At 65.4% G+C, this 18,489-nt stretch carries 19 protein-coding genes and 2 tRNA genes; 13 read left to right on the forward strand and 8 right to left on the reverse strand.

Annotated elements, in window-relative coordinates:
- Positions 1 to 122 precede the first annotated feature (122 nt).
- From SJY12_RS06090 to accC, 3 genes are all read left to right on the forward strand, one after another.
- Complete coding sequence (locus SJY12_RS06090; RefSeq protein ID WP_050600086.1) at positions 123 to 557, forward strand: type II 3-dehydroquinate dehydratase; 435 nt, start codon at positions 123 to 125, stop codon at positions 555 to 557.
- A 72-nt stretch (positions 558 to 629) separates the two neighbouring features.
- Complete coding sequence (gene accB / locus SJY12_RS06095; protein WP_397506489.1) at positions 630 to 1,118, forward strand: acetyl-CoA carboxylase biotin carboxyl carrier protein; 489 nt, start codon at positions 630 to 632, stop codon at positions 1,116 to 1,118.
- 8 nt (positions 1,119 to 1,126) lie between these two features.
- Positions 1,127 to 2,476, forward strand: coding sequence for an acetyl-CoA carboxylase biotin carboxylase subunit (accC, locus tag SJY12_RS06100; RefSeq protein ID WP_397506491.1), 1,350 nt, complete (start codon positions 1,127 to 1,129; stop codon positions 2,474 to 2,476).
- A gap of 187 nt (positions 2,477 to 2,663) precedes the next feature.
- On the opposite strand, the gene SJY12_RS06105 is transcribed toward accC, so the two are convergent.
- The 3 genes from SJY12_RS06105 to SJY12_RS06115 form a co-directional block, all read right to left on the reverse strand.
- Positions 2,664 to 2,939, reverse strand: coding sequence for a hypothetical protein (locus tag SJY12_RS06105; RefSeq protein ID WP_397506492.1), 276 nt, complete (start codon positions 2,937 to 2,939; stop codon positions 2,664 to 2,666).
- Between the two features lie 91 nt (positions 2,940 to 3,030).
- Entirely contained in the window at positions 3,031 to 3,465 is a 435-nt protein-coding gene (locus tag SJY12_RS06110; protein WP_397506493.1) for a GFA family protein, read from the reverse strand.
- Complete coding sequence (locus tag SJY12_RS06115; RefSeq protein ID WP_050599282.1) at positions 3,462 to 3,923, reverse strand: Lrp/AsnC family transcriptional regulator; 462 nt, start codon at positions 3,921 to 3,923, stop codon at positions 3,462 to 3,464. Before SJY12_RS06115 ends, SJY12_RS06110 begins: the two co-directional genes overlap by 4 nt.
- 226 nt (positions 3,924 to 4,149) lie before the next feature.
- On the opposite strand from SJY12_RS06115, the gene SJY12_RS06120 reads away from it, so the two are divergent.
- The 5 genes from SJY12_RS06120 to SJY12_RS06140 all read left to right on the forward strand — a co-directional run bounded on the left by SJY12_RS06120 (position 4,150) and on the right by SJY12_RS06140 (position 8,664).
- Positions 4,150 to 6,012, forward strand: coding sequence for a sensor histidine kinase (locus SJY12_RS06120; RefSeq protein WP_397506495.1), 1,863 nt, complete (start codon positions 4,150 to 4,152; stop codon positions 6,010 to 6,012).
- A 210-nt stretch (positions 6,013 to 6,222) separates the two neighbouring features.
- Entirely contained in the window at positions 6,223 to 7,026 is an 804-nt protein-coding gene (locus tag SJY12_RS06125; protein WP_369814687.1) for a polysaccharide deacetylase family protein, read from the forward strand.
- Positions 7,027 to 7,082: 56 nt separating this feature from the next.
- Positions 7,083 to 7,159, forward strand: a tRNA-Ile gene (locus SJY12_RS06130).
- Between the two features lie 27 nt (positions 7,160 to 7,186).
- Positions 7,187 to 7,263, forward strand: a tRNA-Pro gene (locus tag SJY12_RS06135).
- 141 nt (positions 7,264 to 7,404) lie between these two features.
- Positions 7,405 to 8,664, forward strand: coding sequence for an MATE family efflux transporter (locus tag SJY12_RS06140; protein ID WP_397506497.1), 1,260 nt, complete (start codon positions 7,405 to 7,407; stop codon positions 8,662 to 8,664).
- On the opposite strand, the gene SJY12_RS06145 is transcribed toward SJY12_RS06140, so the two are convergent.
- Together SJY12_RS06145 and SJY12_RS06150 are read right to left on the reverse strand one after the other, a co-directional pair.
- Positions 8,661 to 9,866 carry a GGDEF domain-containing protein gene (locus tag SJY12_RS06145; RefSeq protein WP_160767153.1) on the reverse strand — a complete coding sequence of 402 codons (1,206 nt, stop codon included), beginning with the start codon at positions 9,864 to 9,866 and terminating at the stop codon, positions 8,661 to 8,663. The genes SJY12_RS06140 and SJY12_RS06145 overlap by 4 nt on opposite strands.
- 130 nt (positions 9,867 to 9,996) lie before the next feature.
- On the reverse strand, positions 9,997 to 11,208 hold the full coding sequence (locus tag SJY12_RS06150; protein WP_050599287.1) for a GGDEF domain-containing protein: 1,212 nt from the start codon (positions 11,206 to 11,208) through the stop codon (positions 9,997 to 9,999).
- A 272-nt stretch (positions 11,209 to 11,480) separates the two neighbouring features.
- Here SJY12_RS06150 and ettA point away from each other — a divergent pair, with 272 nt between their 5' ends.
- From ettA to SJY12_RS06165, 3 genes are all read left to right on the forward strand, one after another.
- Complete coding sequence (gene ettA, locus SJY12_RS06155) at positions 11,481 to 13,160, forward strand: energy-dependent translational throttle protein EttA (protein ID WP_050599288.1); 1,680 nt, start codon at positions 11,481 to 11,483, stop codon at positions 13,158 to 13,160.
- Positions 13,161 to 13,397: 237 nt separating this feature from the next.
- Positions 13,398 to 13,835: a peptidylprolyl isomerase gene (locus SJY12_RS06160; RefSeq protein WP_397506500.1), complete on the forward strand. Its 438-nt coding sequence runs from the start codon at positions 13,398 to 13,400 to the stop codon at positions 13,833 to 13,835.
- Positions 13,836 to 13,881: 46 nt separating this feature from the next.
- On the forward strand, positions 13,882 to 14,151 hold the full coding sequence (locus SJY12_RS06165) for an acylphosphatase (protein WP_050599290.1): 270 nt from the start codon (positions 13,882 to 13,884) through the stop codon (positions 14,149 to 14,151).
- Positions 14,152 to 14,160: 9 nt separating this feature from the next.
- Here SJY12_RS06165 and SJY12_RS06170 read toward each other — a convergent pair whose 3' ends face one another.
- Positions 14,161 to 14,766 carry a pyridoxamine 5'-phosphate oxidase family protein gene (locus SJY12_RS06170; RefSeq protein ID WP_397506502.1) on the reverse strand — a complete coding sequence of 202 codons (606 nt, stop codon included), beginning with the start codon at positions 14,764 to 14,766 and terminating at the stop codon, positions 14,161 to 14,163.
- A gap of 149 nt (positions 14,767 to 14,915) precedes the next feature.
- Here SJY12_RS06170 and SJY12_RS06175 point away from each other — a divergent pair, with 149 nt between their 5' ends.
- A complete protein-coding gene (locus SJY12_RS06175) occupies positions 14,916 to 15,866 on the forward strand; it encodes an RcnB family protein (protein ID WP_397506503.1) in 951 nt (316 codons plus the stop codon).
- Between the two features lie 108 nt (positions 15,867 to 15,974).
- Here the strand turns inward: SJY12_RS06175 and SJY12_RS06180 are convergent, their stop codons facing one another.
- Positions 15,975 to 16,523 carry a cytochrome b gene (locus SJY12_RS06180; RefSeq protein WP_063505465.1) on the reverse strand — a complete coding sequence of 183 codons (549 nt, stop codon included), beginning with the start codon at positions 16,521 to 16,523 and terminating at the stop codon, positions 15,975 to 15,977.
- Positions 16,524 to 16,623: 100 nt separating this feature from the next.
- Between SJY12_RS06180 and SJY12_RS06185 the strand changes: the two genes are divergently transcribed.
- Positions 16,624 to 17,292, forward strand: coding sequence for a prolyl hydroxylase family protein (locus SJY12_RS06185; protein ID WP_397506505.1), 669 nt, complete (start codon positions 16,624 to 16,626; stop codon positions 17,290 to 17,292).
- Positions 17,293 to 17,297: 5 nt separating this feature from the next.
- Here the strand turns inward: SJY12_RS06185 and SJY12_RS06190 are convergent, their stop codons facing one another.
- The gene (locus SJY12_RS06190; RefSeq protein ID WP_397506507.1) at positions 17,298 to 18,407 is read right to left on the reverse strand and encodes a PAS domain-containing protein; all 1,110 of its coding nucleotides are present in this window, start codon (positions 18,405 to 18,407) and stop codon (positions 17,298 to 17,300) included.
- Between the last annotated feature and the right edge of the window lie 82 nt (positions 18,408 to 18,489).

The following is an 18,489-nucleotide window of genomic DNA, read 5'->3' on the forward strand; positions in this document are numbered from 1 at the left end:
CGGGACCTCCTTTCCCCTGACACAAGACCCTCGAACGGCCAGAGCTGTTCCGAAAACCTCGCTCAATACGCCAAGCATCGCGGCCCTTCCGCGGCCTGCCGATTGCCGCTAACCCTTTCCCCATGACCGACACCGTCTTCGTCCTGAACGGCCCCAATCTCAACCTGCTCGGCACGCGCGAGCCGGAGATCTACGGCTCCGATACGCTCGCCGATATCGAGGCGATGCTGGGCGAGAAGGCGCGCGAGCTCGGCCTCGAGATCGACTTTCGCCAGACCAATCACGAAGGCGTGCTGGTCGACTGGCTGCACGAGGCGCGCAGCACCGGAGCGAAGGCGGTGCTGCTCAACGCCGCGGCGTATACGCACACTTCGGTCGCGCTGCTCGATGCGATCAAGGCGATCGGGGTGCCGGTGATCGAAGTGCACCTGTCCGACCCCGCGACACGCGAGGGTTTCCGCCATCTTTCCTATGTCGGCATGGCCGCAGTTGACGAGGTGAAAGGCCTAGGAGCGCGCGGCTATGCCGTAGCGTTGGAGAAAGCCGCCGCGCTCTAATTTGCGCCCTCACCCCTTGCCCAAACGCCGCGCGGGTAGCATAGGCGGCGCAAACAATACGCAAGGGGTTCCATGGCCGATCGTAAAGGCAGCACCGGCAAGTCCGGTATGAATGTCGACACCGCTCTCGTTCGCGAGCTCGCCGAAATGCTGGGCGACACCGGACTGACCGAAATCGAAGTCGAAGATGGCGAACGCAAGATCCGCGTTGCGCGCGGCGGCGTGGCGATGGCTGCGGCACCGGCCGCGGCGCCCGTCCCTGCGGCAGCGCCCGCCCCGAGCGCCGCGGCACCGACGCCCGAGGCATCCGCTGCCGACATCGATACCGCCGGCGCGGTCAAGTCGCCGATGGTCGGCACGGTCTACCTCGCATCCGAACCCGGCGCGGCGAATTTCGTCAAGCCGGGGGACAGCGTGAGCGAAGGGCAGACGCTGCTGATCGTCGAGGCGATGAAGGTGATGAACCCGATCACCGCCGACAAGGCCGGGACGGTCAAGTCGATCCTGGTCGAGAACGCCCAGCCGGTCGAATTCGACCAGCCGCTCGTCGTCATCGGCTGAGCGCGCCCGTGAGTATCTCCCGCATCCTGATCGCCAATCGCGGCGAAATCGCGCTGCGCATCCACCGCGCCGCCCATGAAATGGGTATCGAGACGGTGGCGGTGCATTCCACCGCCGATGCCGATGCCATGCATGTGCGACTGGCCGACCACGCAGTCTGCATCGGCCCGCCCAGCGCGACCGACAGCTATCTCAACGTGGCCAACATCATTTCGGCTGCCGAAGTCAGCCATGCCGACGCGATCCATCCCGGCTACGGCTTCCTGTCCGAAAACGCCAAGTTCGCCGAGATCGTCGAAGCGCACGACATCGCCTGGATCGGGCCCAAGCCCGAACATATCCGCACGATGGGCGACAAGGTCGCCGCCAAGCGGACCGCGGGCGCGCTGGGCCTGCCGCTCGTTCCCGGGAGCGACGGCGCGGTCAGCGAGATCGGCGAAGCCCGCGCGATCGCCGCCCAAATCGGCTACCCCGTCATCATCAAGGCTGCCAGCGGCGGCGGCGGGCGCGGGATGAAGGTCTGCGAAAGCGAAGACCAGCTCGAAACGCTGATGCAGCAGGCCGGCAACGAGGCGAAAGCAGCCTTCGGCGATGCCACCGTCTATATCGAGAAATACCTCGGCAACCCGCGCCATATCGAGTTCCAGGTATTCGGCGATGGCAAGGGCAACGCCATCCACCTGGGCGAACGCGACTGTTCGCTCCAGCGGCGCCACCAGAAGGTGCTCGAGGAAGCCCCCTCCCCCGTGCTGGGCGAGGAAGACCGCATGCGGATGGGCGAGGTCTGCTCGAAGGCGATGCGCGACATGGGCTATCGCGGTGCCGGCACGATCGAATTCCTGTGGGAAAACGGCGAGTTCTATTTCATCGAGATGAACACCCGCCTGCAGGTCGAACACCCGGTCACCGAAATGATTACCGGGATCGACCTCGTCCGCGAACAGATCCGTATCGCAGCGGGCAAGCCGCTGTCGGTTACGCAGGACGAAGTCGAGTTCAAGGGCCACGCGATCGAATGCCGGATCAACGCCGAAGACCCGTTCGATTTCACGCCCAGCCCCGGCAAGATCACCTATTACCACGCGGCCGGCGGGATGCATGTCCGGGTCGATAGCGGGCTGTACGCCGGCTATTCGATCCCGCCCTATTACGACAGCATGATCGCCAAGCTGATCGTCTACGGCCGCGACCGCGAACGCTGCATGATGCGGCTCAAGCGCGCGCTCGAGGAAATGGTGGTCGAAGGCGTGAAGACGAGCATTCCGCTGCACCAGGAACTGCTCCAGCAGGACGATGTGAAGAGCGGCAACTACTCGATCAAATGGCTCGAGGAATGGCTCAAGACGCGCGACGCCTAACAGAAGTTCGGCCAGTTTCGGTATAATCGGCAGGTTCGCGACTGCTCGGTGGGTTCAGCGCCTAGGTTTCGTCGCTCATGGCCGCAAATCGCGCGACCAGCGCCCGTACCTCGTCGTGATCGCACGGGGTGATCCGAAACCGCTTCCCGGCCACCGTGCGGATGTGCAGTTGCATCGCACCGAACCGCTATTCCGCACGGATGTGGCGAACTTCGTCCCAGCCCAGCGGATCTTTCCTGATGGAGGGGTGAAACCGCAATCCCTCGTCATCGGCCAGCACCGCGGTTTCATCGATCCAGCGACGGGCCATTTGACCGAGATTGTAGGTGACCGCCGCGGCGAAGAGCACCAGCGGTATGCTGATGCCCTCCCAACGGAATTGGGCGAGATACGCAATCACCTCGCTGCCCCGGGCCGAGGACGGTTCCACTTCGATTGCCGGGATCAGCGCGATCAGCGCCACGGAGATCGCGCCTACAGCCCCTGCCAGCATCACGATGGCCAGGTATCCGCCGGAGAACCGAACTCTGGTTGGTGGCACGCGGCGACGTCCGTCAGTTGAATTTGAAACCCGCCGCCTCGGCCTCGGCGATCACCTCGGCGCCGGTCTGGCGGGGGTGGTCGCCTTCGATGCGGCACCAGTCGGCGCGTTCGTCGACGAAAATTTCCTTCTCGATCGCATGTTTGGCAGCGGCATCGAACAGGCCCGCGGAGAAGCTGCGGCCCCCCGTAGGCAGGAAGCGGAACCACAGATTGCTGCCGCAATGAGCGCAGAAAGCGCGTTCGGCCCATTCGCTCGAGCGGTAGATGGTGGCACTGTCCTCGCCCGAGATGCGGACGGATTTGCCGGTCTGCGCGCTGTAGAACGAACCCGCCCAGCGGCGGCACATGTTACACTGGCAGATCTCGATATGCTGCGCCGGATTGTCGAGCGCGATGGTGACCGCGCCGCACAGGCAATGGCCCTCGATCCGCGCGGCACCGCTCACAGCGGGACGCCGGGCTCGAGCTTGCTGGTGCGGATGGTGAGCGAGGTTTTCACGCTTTCGACATTGGGTGCCGGGGTCAGCTTGCTGGTCAGGAACTCCTGGAAGCTCTGCAGATCTTCGCTGACGATCTTGATGATGAAGTCGATTTCACCGTTGAGCATGTGGACTTCGCGCACTTCGGGCAGGTCGCGCATCGCCACTTCGAATTCGCGCAGCGCGTCCTCGGCCTGGCTCTTGAGGCTGACCATCGCGAAGACGGTGATCGAGAAGCCCAGCTTGGACGGATCGAGCTCGGCATGGTAGCCGCGGATCACGCCCTCTTCTTCCAGCGCGCGGACGCGCCGCAGGCAAGGCGGGGCCGTCAACCCGACCCGGTGTGCCAGTTCGACATTGGTGATTCGTCCTTCGGACTGGAGTTCCCCCAGCAGCCGCCGGTCGATATCGTCGAGATTGGCCATACTCATTGCCCCTGCTACCCTTACGCCGCGATGTGGCATCGCGAAACTTCCACGAAATGTTAACAACGCGACACAGGCGTCTTGGCTAACATTATTAGTCTTGCCAGCAATTGTCCCGCTTTGCAACGCGCTGGCAACTTTCCGTTCATTGTAAGTTTTACAGCGGTAGAAACCCTGGCCTGCTATGGGGTAACTGTCGCAAACCCTCGCCACCCCCGGAGAATCCATGCATTTCGACGATCGCCTTGCCACTGTGCTGCGCCACCGCGCCGCCGGCGAGCGCGCGGCGAAGACGCAGTTCCGGCAGTTGCTCGACCTGCTGGGTGAACGGCCGCAGGGTGGCGGCGACCCCGCGCTCAAGGCGGCGGCCTATCTCCGGCTGATCGCGCTGGCCGACATGATCCCGACTGCCGAACGCGCCGCGATCGTGGGCGAAAACGGCTGGCGGTTCCGCAATCCCGAACTGGTCCGCTGGTTCGGCGAGGCGCATCCCGCGATCGCCGCGGCGGCTTTGCAGCGCGCCGATCTCACGGGCGAGGAATGGGCCGGGATCATTCCCACGCTGCCGATCCGGACGCGCGGCTTCCTGCGGCATCGCCGCGACCTGCCGTCGGCTGCCGTGCGTGTGCTCGACCGGCTGGGCGTATCCGACCGCGCGCTGCCGATGCCGAAGACCGTGGCTGCGGAAGAGCCCGCAGCACTGCCCGCGGAAGCCGAGGGGCCCGCGGACACCGGCGCTGGCATGCATGGTCCCGCGCCCTTCACGCTGCGTCCGGCGCAGGCGCAGGCGCCGGACCCCGCGCCGCCCCCGACCGAAGCGGCCGAGCCCACCAGGCCCGTCGAACCCGAAGGGCCGCCGGTCGCCCCCGAACTTGGCGAGCCCGTCGGTCCTGTCGAACCCGTGCCTGCTCCCGCCGCGCAGGATCCCGACAAGTCCGACGGCATTCGCGCGCTGGTCGAACGGATCGAAACCTTTCGCAAGGCGCGTGCGCCGCGCACCGCCCCAGGCGATGCGCCGACCCTGCCAATGGCCGAGCTCGAGCAGCCGGTTGCCCGCAAACCGATCAATTCCTTCAATTTCGGCACTAATTCCGAGGGCCGGATCGACTGGGCCGAACCCGCGATTGCCCCGCTGGTGGTCGGGATCGACCTGTCGCAGCGCCGCGCCCATGCGCCGCTGGGCGGCGATTTCGCCGCCGGTTTCGCCAATCGCCAGCCGCTGCGCGACATGCCGATCACGCTGCGCGGGGCCGAGGCGATCGAGGGAGACTGGATCGTCGATGCCGCGCCGCGCTTCACCCGCGGCGACGGGCGCTTCCATGGCTATGTCGGTCGCTTCCGCCGCGCGATTGCGGCGGTCGACGACCGCGCCCAGCGCGGTGCCGACCGACTGCGCCAGCTGCTCCACGAACTGCGCACGCCGGTCAATGCGATGCAGGGCTATGCCGAAGTCATCCAGCAGCAGGTGTTCGGCCCGACCCCGCATGAGTACCGCGCGCTGGCCGCCTCGATCGCGGGCGACTCGGCGCGCATCCTCGCGGGTTTCGACGAGCTCGACCGGCTGGCGCGGCTCGAGACCGGCGCGCTCGATCTCGAGGCGGGCGAAAGCGATTTCGCCGCCATCGTCCGTGCCCAGGTCGACCAGTTGCAGAGCGTCCTCAGCCCGCGCGTGTCCCGCTTCGAAGCAGAGCTTGCCGCCGATACCGCACCATTGGCGCTGGCCCGCGAGGAAGCCGAGATGCTCGGCTGGCGCGTGCTGGCAACAATGGCCGGCGCAACCGCTGCGGGCGAACATGTCGCGCTGGCGATGGTGCAGGATGGCAAACAGGTCGCGCTGCGGATCGCCTTGCCCGCCAAGCTGGCCAAGGCCGAGGATATCTTCTCTTCCGATGTCCGCGCGGGCGGCAGCACGCTGAGTTCGGGCATATTCGGCGCCGGTTTCTCGCTCCGCCTCGCCCGCGCCGAAACACGCGCCGCGGGCGGCGAACTGGCGCGCGAGGGCGATGCACTGGTCCTCAGCCTGCCGCTCTTGACCGCTGCCGAGCCGCTGCCTGGCCCCGTCGATGCGCCCGATCGCGCCGCCGGCTAGGACACGCCCACCATCGCACATGCCAACCTCCTCGACCCGCCCGTACCCTCGCAGCAGGTCCGGTTTGCCGAAGGGTTCGGCCAGCGATCGCTGCTGACGGTCGACACCGAGGAGGAATTCGACTGGAATGCCCCTTTCCGTGCCGATGGCTACGGGCTGAGCCACGTCCGCGCGATTTCGGGTTTCCAGGAATTCTGCGAGGGGATCGGCGTGGTGCCGGTCTATCTGGTCGATTGGCCCATCGCCACCGACCCGCTCGCGCGCGAGATCATCGGCGATGCGGTCCGCGCGGGCACGGCCGAGGTGGGCGTGCAATTGCACCCGTGGGTCAATCCGCCGCATACCGAACAGGTCAACGCGCATCACAGCTATGCCGGCAACCTTCCGGTCGAACTGGAAGAGGCCAAGTTCCGCAAGCTGCGCGATACGATCGAGGAAGGCTTCGGCACGCTTCCGCGGATCTACCGCGCGGGCCGCTACGGGCTGGGCCCGCAGACTGCCAAGTTGCTCAGCGAAACCGGGATCGCGATCGATAGCTCGGTGCGCGCGCGTTACGACTATTCGGCGACGCAGGGGCCCGATTATGCCCGCCACCCGGTCACGCCCTACTGGACCGATCCCGACCACAAGCTGATCGAACTTCCGCTGACCACGGTGTTCTGGGGCCTGCTGCGCCAGCAGGGCGGCCACGTTTTCCCGCTCACGACGAGGTTCCCCCGGCTCGGCGGGGCGCTGTCCCGCCTCGGCCTGCTCGAGCGGATCGGCCTGACCCCCGAAGGCGTGAGCATGGACGAAGCGCTGCGCGCGATCGACATCGCCATCGACGACCAGTTGCCCGTGCTGGTGCTGAGCTTCCACAGCCCGTCGCTCGCCGCGGGTCACACCCCCTATGTCCGCACCGAGGCCGACCTCGATGCGCTCTACGACTGGTTTCGCGGGGTCTATGCCTATCTCGACACGCGCGGCGTGCGACCGACCACGGTCGAAGAAATCATGGCATCGGTCGACGCCTAGCGCTTGCCAGCCCATCGCCGCGCGGCTAGGCGCGCTGTTCCGCACGACGTGGCTGGGGGCCTGTAGCTCAGTTGGTTAGAGCTGGCCGCTCATAACGGCTAGGTCGCGGGTTCGAGTCCTGCCGGGCCCACCAAGCTCGGCGTCTTGCGGGAAAACCGGTCGGGGAGTGGCGCAGCCTGGTAGCGCACTTGTTTTGGGTACAAGGGGTCGCTGGTTCGAATCCAGTCTCCCCGACCAGTTTTTCATCGCCAGACGGCCCGGTGGCCGCTTCGGCCGGCCGAACGACCCGGCCCCGCGTGTGAGGAGCAAGGCCTGACACCCTCCGCACCATCGGCTGTCGATCCGCGGCTCATCTGGGCCATCGCGCTGCCCGCGATGGTGACCAATGTCGCCACGGCGCTGATCGGCGTGGGTGACATGTGGATCGTCGGGCAATTGGGCGATGCCCCAACTCAGGGCGCAGTCGATATCGGTGCCAAGCTGTTCGCCGCGCTGTTCACCGTCATGAACTTCCTCAAGACCGGCACCACCGGCCTCGTCGCGCAGGCGGGCACGCGCGTGGGCCAGCACGCGCAGGCGCAGGTGCTGGTCAAGGGCGTGGTGGTCGGCCTCGCGATCGCGGCGATGCTGCTGCTGGCCAAGCCGGTCCTGCTGCCGCTGATGCTCGATGCGCTGGGCGCCGAAGCGCGCGTCCGCACGGCAGCCGTCGTCTATGCGGACATCCGCTACTGGAGCGCGCCGGCAGTGCTGGTGAATTTCGCGCTGATCGGCTTCCTCGTCGGGCGGCGGCGGATGCGCGAAGTGCTGGCGATCGAAATCTTCTACAATCTGCTCAACATCGCGCTGGGCCTGTGGCTGGCGCTGGGGCTGGACTGGGGCATCGCCGGCATCGGCTGGTCGAGCTTCATTGCCGAGTTCGCCAAGCTGGCGGCGACCGGCGCGCTGATCTGGTATCTGGCGGGGAATGATCTGCGGGCCGCGCTGGCAGACCGCGCGAACATGTCCCTGCGCGCGCTCAGGCCGTTCCTGGCAATCAACCGCGACCTCTTCCTGCGAACGGTGGTGCTGATGGTGGCGATCGCGATGCTGACCCGGCTGGGGGCGGAACGCGGCGCGGTGACGCTGGCGGCCAACGGCATCGTCTACCAATTGTTCGTGCTCGCCGCACTGCTGCTCGACGGGTTCGAGAACGCCGCCCAGGTACTCAATGGCGAGCGGGCGGGCGATGGCGACCGCGCCGGGTTTACCGCGCTGGTCCGGGCGATCCTGTGGCGCTGTCTCGGCGTGGCGATCCTGCTGTCGGCGGCCTTCGCCTGGGCGGGCGGGACGATCACCGACAGTTTCGCGGCGACGCCCGCAGTCGCGGCCGAAGCGCGCACGCTGTGGCCGTGGATCGTGGCGATCCCGCTGGCGGGATTTGCCGGGTTCGTGCTCGACGGGGTGTTCGTGGGTGCCAGCTGGACGCGCCCACTGCTGCTGTCGATGGCGGGCGCCGCGCTGGGCTATGGCGTCATGCTGTGGCTGACATGGCCGCTGGGCAATCACGGGCTGTGGGCCAGCTTCATCGGCTTCCTGGTGCTGCGCGCCGGATTGCAGCTGGCGCTGATGCCGCGGTTGCTGCGCCGCGAAATGGCCTAGACGCGGGCGCGGCGCATGTCGGGGCCCTGCCGATGCGGCCCCATGGCAAGCAGCATCCCCTCATCCTGCGACACGATGCGGTTACGGCCCGCCTGTTTCGCCCGATAGAGCGCCGCATCGGCGCGCGCGAACAGCCGGCCGTAACCTTCGTCGGGTTCCCACTGCGCAATGCCGAAACTGGCGGTCAGGCGGACGCCGTCGGAAATGCCCTCGATCTGCATGTGTTCGAAGCGGGTCCGGATCCGCTCGGCGAGTTTGCGCGTCGGCCCGGCGGGGCAGTCCCACACGAACAGGCAGAATTCCTCGCCGCCGACCCGTCCGGCAATATCGGTCGACCGGATCGCCGAACGCAGCAAGTCACCGAAACCGGCAATCGCACTGTCACCGACCTGGTGCCCCCAGATATCGTTGACCCGCTTGAAGTGATCGATATCGGCTACGATCACGCTGATCGGGACATCCTCCTCCCGCGCGCGCTGCAGCATGGCGATCGCCTGCGTTTCGAAGGGGCCGCGCACTTTCAGACCCGTCAGCGTATCGCGCTCCGCATCGTCGCGCACCGCCTTGGTCTGATCGGTCAGCGCGGCCCCCAGCAGGATCAGGGCCATCAGGACCGCAGCCAGCGCGAGCCAGACGACCATCACGGCGTAGAACGGGGTCTCGCGGTATTCCACGGCGGTCATCTCGCCCTGGACCATGATCGCGACCAGCGGGCGGACGAAGAACTGGAAGGCGCCCATCGCGAGCAGGAAGAGGATCGCCTTGTCGAGCAGTTCACTGCCCGCCTTGCGGGCGATCGCCTGCGTTCCCAGCGCAAGGATCAGCCCATAGCTGGCGTTCGCGGCGTAGAGCCGCGCGTTGTAATCCGCCCCGAAGCTCGCGCCCACCATCATGACGAGGCCGAGCCCCGCGATAAACGCGTAGAGGCGGTGCGGGATCAGCTGGCCGTAGCGCGTGCCGATACCCCAGACCATGGCGATGGTGCCCAGGGAATAGAACAGGTGCATCGCCACGACCGCCGGGATGCCGTTGGGATCGGGCGTAAGGTGGAAGATGAAAAAACCAGCCGCGCTTGCGAAATAGCTTACGGATATGATCGCGATCCAGCTGGCGCCGGGTTCGCGGCGCCACAATATCAGGAAGGCGATACCGAACACCATGTTGAGCATGGGGTTCGCCAACGCGAGAATATTCTCTGACATGCTGCACCTCGACCCTTCACCCCCTGCTTAGGTGATAACAGTTAAAGGTGGTTAAAGAATACCGCTTTTACTGGTGGATACCGCGTATGACGCCAGCGATGACATGGACCGGCCGCGCCGGAAACTGCGGTCAGGCGTTGGCTTCGTGCCGCTTGTCGGCCAGTTCGGCAATGGATGTCACGACCCCGCGCTTCTTGCCCTCGCCGTCGCGCACGATGCAGTTGCGGCCATTTTCCTTGGCCGCATAGAGCGCCCCATCGGTGCGTGCGAACAGCTTGCCATAGCCTTCGCCCTCGCCGCGTCCGGCAACGCCGAAACTGGCGGTCAAGCGCTGGTCGCCGGGCAGTCCTTCGATCTGCGCCTGCGCGAACTTGCGGCGAATGCGTTCGGCAAGCGAGACCGCGGCCTGTTCATCGCAGTTCCACGCGAGGATGCAGAATTCCTCGCCGCCGATGCGCCCGGCAATATCGGTTTCGCGAATGGTCCCGCGAACGATCTCGCCGAACTGGGCGATCGCCTTGTCGCCGGCCTGGTGCCCCCAGACGTCGTTGACCGCCTTGAAGTGGTCGATATCGGCAACCACCAGCGACACGGGCGCGCATTCCTGATTTGCCCGCTCGAGCAGCGTGACCACGCCCTGTTCGAAGGCCCGGCGCGTGCGCAGCTTGGTCAGCCCGTCCAGATCGGCCTGTTCGCGTACGGCCTTGATCTGGTCGTAGAGGCAGGCGCCGACCAAGACCATCGCGCTCATCAGCGCGATCAGCGCAAGCGACAGATTGAGGACCGAGTAATAAACCGACTGCCGGTAGACGCTGGCCGGGATCGACTGTTCGATCAGCAGCGTCAGGACCGGGCGGATCATGAATTGCGCGGCCAGAACCGAGTGCGCGGCAATGATCAGCTTGTCGATCGCTTCGTGCCGCGGACCGCCCAGCAGCGACATCAGGCACACGAGATACATCGCGCCATAGCCGACATTGACGATGATCAGCCGCGAGGAAATATCCGGGCTGGTCAGCACCGCCACCGCCAGCGTGGCCGCCGACAGGCCGTAGATGACCAGCAGCACCCCGAGATAGGGCGGCTGTCCGGCACGCTTGGTCAGCGCCCAGATCGCGGTCGCCGTGCTGAGCGAATAGAAGAACTGGGTGATGTGGAAGACGTAGGGGGAGCCCGTGTCGAACAGGTGGGTCGTCCCGAAACCGATCGCGAACAGCAGATAGGCCGACGCGAAGCCGAGCACGTAATTGCCCATCTTCCCGCGCCACCACATGATGAGGAAGACCGCGAAGAACACGATCGACATCGTCGGGGTGATCATGCCCATAATCTGTTCGCGCATGGACTGTCCCTACCCTTCCTGCCGGCATTTTAGGGGCGCCCTGTTAATAGAACGTATAAGGGAATACCCCAATCGGCGCTCCCATCGTGTTTCGCGGTTGAAAAGTCCAGCCGCCAATCGACCGGGGCTGCGCCAGTTGCCGCGGTTCGCCCGCACCCGCCCCATATGGCATTCCCCATGCTTGCCCCGTGGCGCCGGTGCGACTATCTGCGCGGCAAAGCTTGCGGGCCGCCCGTGCCCGTCATCCCAAACCGATCCGAAGGACCCCGCCCATGGCCGCCCAGTACGCATTCGTCATGAAGGACATGACCAAGACCTTCCCCGGCGCTTCCAAGCCGGTGCTCAGCAACATCAGCCTGCAGTTCTACCAGGGCGCGAAAATCGGCATCGTCGGCCCCAACGGGGCGGGCAAGTCGACGCTGATCAAGATCATGGCGGGGATCGACACCGATTTCACCGGCGAGGCATGGCCGGGCGAGAACATCACCGTCGGCTATCTCGAACAGGAGCCCGAACTCGACGAGAGCAAGACCGTGCTCGAAAACGTCAAGGACGGCGCACGCGAGATCGCCGACAAGGTCGATCGTTTCAACGCCATCAGCGCGGAAATGGGCGATCCGCAGGAGGACACCGATTTCGATGCCCTGATGGAAGAGATGGGCACGCTGCAGGAGCAGATCGACGCGGTCGACGGCTGGACGCTCGACAACCAGCTCGAAGTCGCGATGGAAGCGCTGCGCTGTCCGCCGGGCGACTGGGCGGTGACCGACCTTTCGGGCGGTGAAAAGCGCCGCGTGGCGCTGACCCGCCTGCTGATCCAGAAGCCGTCGATCCTGCTGCTCGACGAACCGACCAACCACCTTGACGCGGAGAGCGTCCAGTGGCTGGAAAACCACCTCAAGGAATATGCGGGCGCGGTGCTGATGATCACCCACGATCGCTACTTCCTCGACAATGTAGTGGAATGGATCCTCGAGCTCGATCGCGGGTCGTACTATCCCTACGAAGGCAATTACTCGACCTATCTCGAGAAGAAGGCCAAGCGCCTCGAGCAGGAAAGCCGCGAGGAAAGCGGGCGCTCCAAGGCGCTGTCGCGCGAACTCGAATGGATCCGGCAGACGCCCAGCGCGCGCCAGACCAAGTCGAAGGCGCGTATCCGCAAGTTCGAGGAACTGCAGGAAGGCCAGAAGGACCGCAAGCCGGGCAAGGCGCAGATCGTTATCCAGGTCCCCGAACGGCTCGGCGGCAAGGTGATCGAGGCCAAGAACATTTCCAAGGCTTATGGCGACAAGCTGCTCTTCGAAAACCTGTCCTTCATGCTGCCCCCGGGCGGCATCGTCGGCGTGATCGGCCCCAATGGCGCGGGCAAGTCGACGCTGTTCAAGATCCTCACCGGCAAGGAAGAACCCGACAGCGGCACGGTGGAAATCGGTTCGACCGTCCATCTCGGCTATGTCGACCAGAGCCGCGACCATCTCAATCCGAAGAACAACGTCTGGGAGGAAATCTCCGACGGGCTGGATTACATGAAGGTCAACGGCCACGACACCAGCACGCGCGCCTATGTCGGCGCATTCAACTTCAAGGGGGCCGACCAGCAGAAGAACGTCGGCAAGCTGTCGGGCGGTGAACGCAACCGCGTCCACATGGCCAAGATGCTCAAGGAGGGCGGCAACGTCCTGCTGCTCGACGAACCGACCAACGACTTGGATGTCGAAACGCTTGCCGCGCTCGAGGAAGCGATCGAGAACTTCGCCGGCTGTGCGGTGGTCATCAGCCATGACCGCTTCTTCCTCGACCGGCTGGCGACGCATATCCTCGCATTCGAGGGCGACAGCCATGTCGAATGGTTCGAAGGCAATTTCGAAGCCTATGAAGAAGACAAGCGCCGCCGCCTCGGCGATGCGGCGGATCGTCCCACGCGCCTAGCGTACAAGAAGCTGACCCGGTAACCACCGGCCTCGGCCATCTAGGGCTGCGGCGCGCAGGTGCTCCGCAGCCCGGTCGGACCTTTCGGCATCGCGCGCATGGCTGCGCGCCAGGTTTGCGCTGTCCCGTGGGCGCTCCGGGCCGACTGCGTTTGACTAGTGCAGGCCGAGTTGCGACAATCGCGGGCAAGGCGCTCTGCAATGGGCGCGTCCCCGCGCGGCGCATCGCCGCCGCCACACCAAATCTCGAAAAGGACAGTCATGACAACTCCCAACAACGGCGACACCGTATCGATCGACTACGTGCTGCGCAGAGGCGACGGCGAAGTCGTCGGCACGACCCAGGAAATGGGTCCGCAGGACATCGAACTGGGCAGCGGGCAGATCTTCCCGCAGATCGAACAGGCGCTGACCGGCATGGAAGTGGGCGACGAAGAAACCGTCGAAATCGCTTCGGACAGCGCTTTCGGGCCCCGCCGCGACGAACTGGTGATCGACATTCCGCGTGAAAACCTGCCGCCCGAGCCCGCCCCGCAGCCGGGCATGGCCATGCAGGCCCAGTCGCCCGACGGCCAGCCGCTGACGCTCTATATCGTCGAAGTCGGCGAACAGACGGTCAAGGCCGACGGCAATCATCCGCTGGCAGGCGAGGACATCAGCTTCGCGATCACGCTGCGCGACATCAAGCAGGCGGCCTGACGATGTCCGGGCGGGCGGGCGGCACGTATCGCGGATCACCCGCGGCGTGACGACCGCCCGCCGCCTCATCGCACGCGGACGCGTCCAGGGCGTGTTCTACCGCGACTGGACGGTCGAGACCGCTGCCGCGCTGGGCCTCGCCGGCTGGGTCAGGAACCTGCCCGACGGCACCGTCGAAGCGCATGTCGAAGGGCCGCAGGCCGCGGTCGACCGGATGATCGCCGCCATGCATGACGGCCCGCCGCGCGCCGCACCCGACACTGTCGATGCAGAGCAGACAAGCGCGCAGGGATACGATCGCTTCGAACGGCGCTGACAGACGCCGCTAGGGCGAGATCCACTGGCCATCGCCGGGAGTCAGCACTGCGCGCCGGTGCCCGGTATGCGCCAGGCTGAACCAGTCCGCCTGCTCCACCTGGACCAGCAGCACGGCGAAGTTTTCGCGCGCGACCTGCACTTCGTCGTCGGTTGGCTCAACGCCTTCGAAGCGCGCCGGCAATCCCGAAGTGGGATGATCCGCCGCCACGCCCGGTCCCTCCCCGAGATAGCATCTCCGCGCGAAGTTGTTGCTCTGCGACCAGGCTGCATCGGCAACCAGCCCGGTCCGTTCGATGCGGCCGGTGCCGCGAAGCCGCAACTGGATCTTCGCCTGCCTGTCATAGGCGAGAACCCCGATGCGAGGATCGGCTTCGATGACCGCAACCTTGGGCGACCGGGCATCGGTATGGAACCGCAGCAACCAGCTGTCCGCATCGAATGCGCGCAGTACCATCACCCGCGCATCGGCATCGGCCGTCGCCACGACGGGGCTATGCATCGCCGATCTGCGGTCGTTGGCCGCGGCCGAAAGGCGTGCGGCGATATCTGTGCGGACTTCATCGAGCGTGTCGTACATGCCCATGGCAATGCCGGTATCGAACGATCGTGCCAAGATTCAGTGCGTTCATGTTTCGCCAACTAAACATGAACAACAACCTGACCAACCGGTTCAGTTTCGCGTCAGGCCGTTGTGATACAAAGTGCGACATCGGTGCCGCAGGTGGTGGAGCGGCTTCAAACGCAAGCATGAGGACAAGCTCCATGAACCTGACCAAGCTGATGAAAGGCACGGCCCTGAGCGCGCTTGCCGCGGCGATGGCCATCACTGCCCTGCCCGCCCCGGCGGAAGCACAATCGCGCGAACGCGGCGAACGGGCCCAACGCGACCGCGGCGATCGGAGTGAAGCGCGTCAACAGCGTGCCGCACGCGAGCGCATGCGCCAAATGGATGCCCGCGAATTCCGCAACGTGCGCAGCGAACGGCGATCGGTTCAAGTCGATCGCGGCGACAACCGCGCCGACATCCGGCGTGCACGAACGGAAAGCCGGCGCGGGGAAGCGCAACGCGCAGAACGCGCCGCAGCCCAGCGCCGCCAGGCAGAGCGGCAGGAACGCAGCGAGCAGCGCCAGCGTGTGCAGCGCGACGCCGCACGTGATGCCCAGCGTGCGCAGCAACGGCGCGAGGCACGCCGCGATGCCAGTTCGCGTCAGAACGCCTATCGCAGCGAACGGCGCCGCGACGCGCGCGAGGATCGTCAGCTCAGGCAGGAGCGTTACCGTGCCGAACGCCGCCGGGATGCACGCCAGGAACGCCGGTACAGGCAGGATGTGCAGCGCAGCGCGCGCCAGGATGCCCGCCGCGCACGCTATTACGACGGCCGCCGCTGGCACAGCTACAATCGCTGGGACCAGCGCCGGTGGCGCGACAATCACCGCTACGACTGGCAGCGGTACCGTCTGGGCAACCGCAGCATCTTCCGGCTCGGCCGCTATTACGCACCTTATCGCGACTACCGCTATCGCCGGCTGAGCATCGGGGCACGCATCGGCAACCTGTTCTTCGGCAGCCGTTACTGGATCAACGATCCCGGTCGCTACCGTTTGCCCGCCGTCTACGGCCCCTATCGCTGGGTGCGCTATTACGACGACGTGTTGCTGGTCGATATCTACAGCGGCGAGGTCGTCGACGTCATCCACGACTTCTTCTGGTAAGCCATACCGCCAGCCAGCTTTCGAGAGTGGGCTGGACGGTGACAGAGCCCCCGCCAAGCGATTGGCGGGGGCTTTTTCGTCCCTGGCCCAGGACAGAAAGCCGGTTTGTCAGGCCCGGCCGAAGGGCAGCATGCGGAAGATCCCCCCGCTACGGTCGACGAAAGTGTGTTTGAGCGCGCCGAGGACATGCAGGACGATCAGCGCCAGAAAGACCGTCCCGCCCAGCGCATGGGCATCGAAGATGCGGCCCGCCAGGTCACCGTTCTCGCCCACCGGCAGCGGCGGAATGGTGAACAGGCCGAAGATATCGATATCGCGGCCGCTGAGCGAATTCGCCAGCCAGCCGCCCAGCGGCAAGCCGATCAGCAGGACGTAGAAAACGACATGGACCGTGCGCGCCAGTGCGGCTTCCCAGCCGCTGATCGTGGCTGGAAGCGGCGGTACCGGATGCGTAAACCGCCACAACAAGCGACCCAGAGTCAATACGAGGATCATGATCCCGACGGCCTTGTGATAACCGAACATCTCGATCTTCGCCGGCATGTCCAGCGCTTCGGCGCGTTCGGCGATCTGCCAGTTCGCGATCACGAGGACCGCGATAACCCAATGAAACACCATGGCCCCGGTCGAATAGCGGCGCGCATTCGTATCGCTCATCATTCCTGCTCCTGCTTTGACCCGGCCCGATCCTAGCGTGCACATGCCGTGCGACAAGCGCCTTACTTGAAGCCTCCGGCACGGTTGCTAACAGGAGCGCATGAGCAAGACTGCGAGTGTCCCCGATCAGGATGCCCTCAAGCGCGTCGGTGCGCGGGTGCGCCAGCGCCTCGAGAGCGATCCGCAAGCCTACAAGGTGCCCACCGACGCGGCCGAGATCTACGCCATCGGCGATTTCCTGTCCGGCGAGGAATGCAGCCGGCTGACGCATATGATCGATGCTGTCGCCCGGCCGAGCGAGCTGCACGAAACCGCCTATGTCGCCAAGTTCCGCACATCCTATTCGGGCAATTTCGACCCCCACGATCCCTTCATCAAAGCGATTTCGCGCCGCATCGACGATGTGCTGGGTCTGCCGGCCAATGTCGGCGAGAACATCCAGGGCCAGCGCTATCTGCCCGGGCAGGAATTCAAGCCGCACAACGACTGGTTCTATACCGACCAGGAATACTGGAAACTCGAACGCAAGCGCGGCGGGCAGCGCTGCTGGACCGCGATGGCCTTTCTCAACGAAGTGGAGGAAGGCGGGCACACGCATTTCGTCGAGATCGGCGCCTCGATCGAGCCCAAACCCGGCGTGCTGCTGGTGTGGAACAATGCCACCGTTGAAGGGGTGCCCAACGAATACACGCTGCATGCGGGCACCCCCGTGATCAGGGGGCGGAAATACGTGCTGACCAAGTGGTACCGCACGCGCAAGCACAGCTGACCCGGTCAGTTCGCCTTGCGCGAACGCGTAGGCACTCGGATAACTGCCTTCAGCCCTTCGGGCTCGAAACGAACGTCCACGCTGCCGCCGAGACCGCGAATGACCCCGTCGATCAGCCGCGTACCCGAACCGGTGCCCTTGATCTCGGGCTCATGCGCCAATGTGTCGGCACCTTTTTCGCGGCGTTCGATCCACTCGACCACCAGCATGTCGCGGCTGACCTGCCATTCGATATGGACCTTGCCGTCCTCATGCGAAAGCGAACCGTATTTAAGCGCATTGGTCGCCAGTTCGTGCATGGTCAGCCCGATCGGGGTGACATGCTGACGGGGTAACCGGGTCGGTTCACCGCCGAGTTCGATCCGGTCGGCATAAGCGTTGCGGTATGGCCGCATGACGGATTCGACCAGGGTCAGCAGATCGGTCTGATCGTGCTCGAGCGCCTCGCTCGACAGCGAGGCGCGGTGCGCCCCGGCCAATGCCTCGATCCGCCGCTCGACTTTCCCGGCGAGCTCGGCGACATCGCTCGAACCGCGCGCGGACAGGCGGACGATCGCGGTCAGCACGGCGAACAGATTGTCGGTGCGATGCCGCAGTTCCTTGGCCACCCGCTCGCCTTCGACGATCGTCTCGCGCGCGGCGAGCAGCTCGGTGATGTCCCATTGCGACCCGAAGAAATAGGCGAGTTCGCCCTGTTCGTCGTAGATCGGCCCGACATGCACCGCGTTCCAGAAGGCCGTGCCATCCTTGCGGTAATTGAGGACGTCGACGACGGTATATTCCGCCGTGCGCATCGCGTCGCCCAGCCGCTTCGTCGCCGACTGCCTGGTCGCGGGCCCCTGCAGGAAGCGGCAGTTGCGGCCGATGACCTCGTCGCGGGCATAGCCGGTCAGGTCGAGAAAGGCCTGATTGCAATACACGATCGGGCAGTCGTCCTGGTGCGGGTCGGCGATGCACAGCGCCATCCGCGTCTGTTCGGTGGTCTGGAGGAATAGCTGCGACGAGCCGATCTTGAGATCGGCGAGCTGGCCGACGATCTGCGCGTTATGCGCAGCCTCGTCGATGGCATCATCCAGGGGGCCGGCGCCCTTATTTTCGGTGTCCTCTGAGTCCATGGCCCGCCCCATGGTGTGTCCCCTGTCGTATCAAACGCCTGCTGTCGCGCAAAGACTGTCGCCAACCGCGCACGATGGCAAG

The organism is Qipengyuania sp. R86523 (assembly GCF_044596365.1).
In the GTDB taxonomy this organism is placed as follows: domain Bacteria; phylum Pseudomonadota; class Alphaproteobacteria; order Sphingomonadales; family Sphingomonadaceae; genus Qipengyuania; species Qipengyuania citrea.

Bases quoted from the DNA above. Each gene is read 5' to 3' on its own strand.
- SJY12_RS06150 (WP_050599287.1), bottom strand. From the start codon at position 11,208: ATGCGCGAACAGATTATGGGCATGATCACCCCGACGATGTCGATCGTG.
- SJY12_RS06175 (WP_397506503.1), top strand. From the start codon at position 14,916: ATGAACCTGACCAAGCTGATGAAAGGCACGGCCCTGAGCGCGCTTGCC.
- SJY12_RS06185 (WP_397506505.1), top strand. From the start codon at position 16,624: ATGAGCAAGACTGCGAGTGTCCCCGATCAGGATGCCCTCAAGCGCGTC.
- SJY12_RS06160 (WP_397506500.1), top strand. From the start codon at position 13,398: ATGACAACTCCCAACAACGGCGACACCGTATCGATCGACTACGTGCTG.
- SJY12_RS06145 (WP_160767153.1), bottom strand. From the start codon at position 9,866: ATGTCAGAGAATATTCTCGCGTTGGCGAACCCCATGCTCAACATGGTG.
- SJY12_RS06190 (WP_397506507.1), bottom strand. From the start codon at position 18,407: ATGGACTCAGAGGACACCGAAAATAAGGGCGCCGGCCCCCTGGATGAT.
- SJY12_RS06090 (WP_050600086.1), top strand. From the start codon at position 123: ATGACCGACACCGTCTTCGTCCTGAACGGCCCCAATCTCAACCTGCTC.
- accB (WP_397506489.1), top strand. From the start codon at position 630: ATGGCCGATCGTAAAGGCAGCACCGGCAAGTCCGGTATGAATGTCGAC.
- SJY12_RS06180 (WP_063505465.1), bottom strand. From the start codon at position 16,523: ATGAGCGATACGAATGCGCGCCGCTATTCGACCGGGGCCATGGTGTTT.
- SJY12_RS06115 (WP_050599282.1), bottom strand. From the start codon at position 3,923: ATGGCCAATCTCGACGATATCGACCGGCGGCTGCTGGGGGAACTCCAG.
- SJY12_RS06120 (WP_397506495.1), top strand. From the start codon at position 4,150: ATGCATTTCGACGATCGCCTTGCCACTGTGCTGCGCCACCGCGCCGCC.
- ettA (WP_050599288.1), top strand. From the start codon at position 11,481: ATGGCCGCCCAGTACGCATTCGTCATGAAGGACATGACCAAGACCTTC.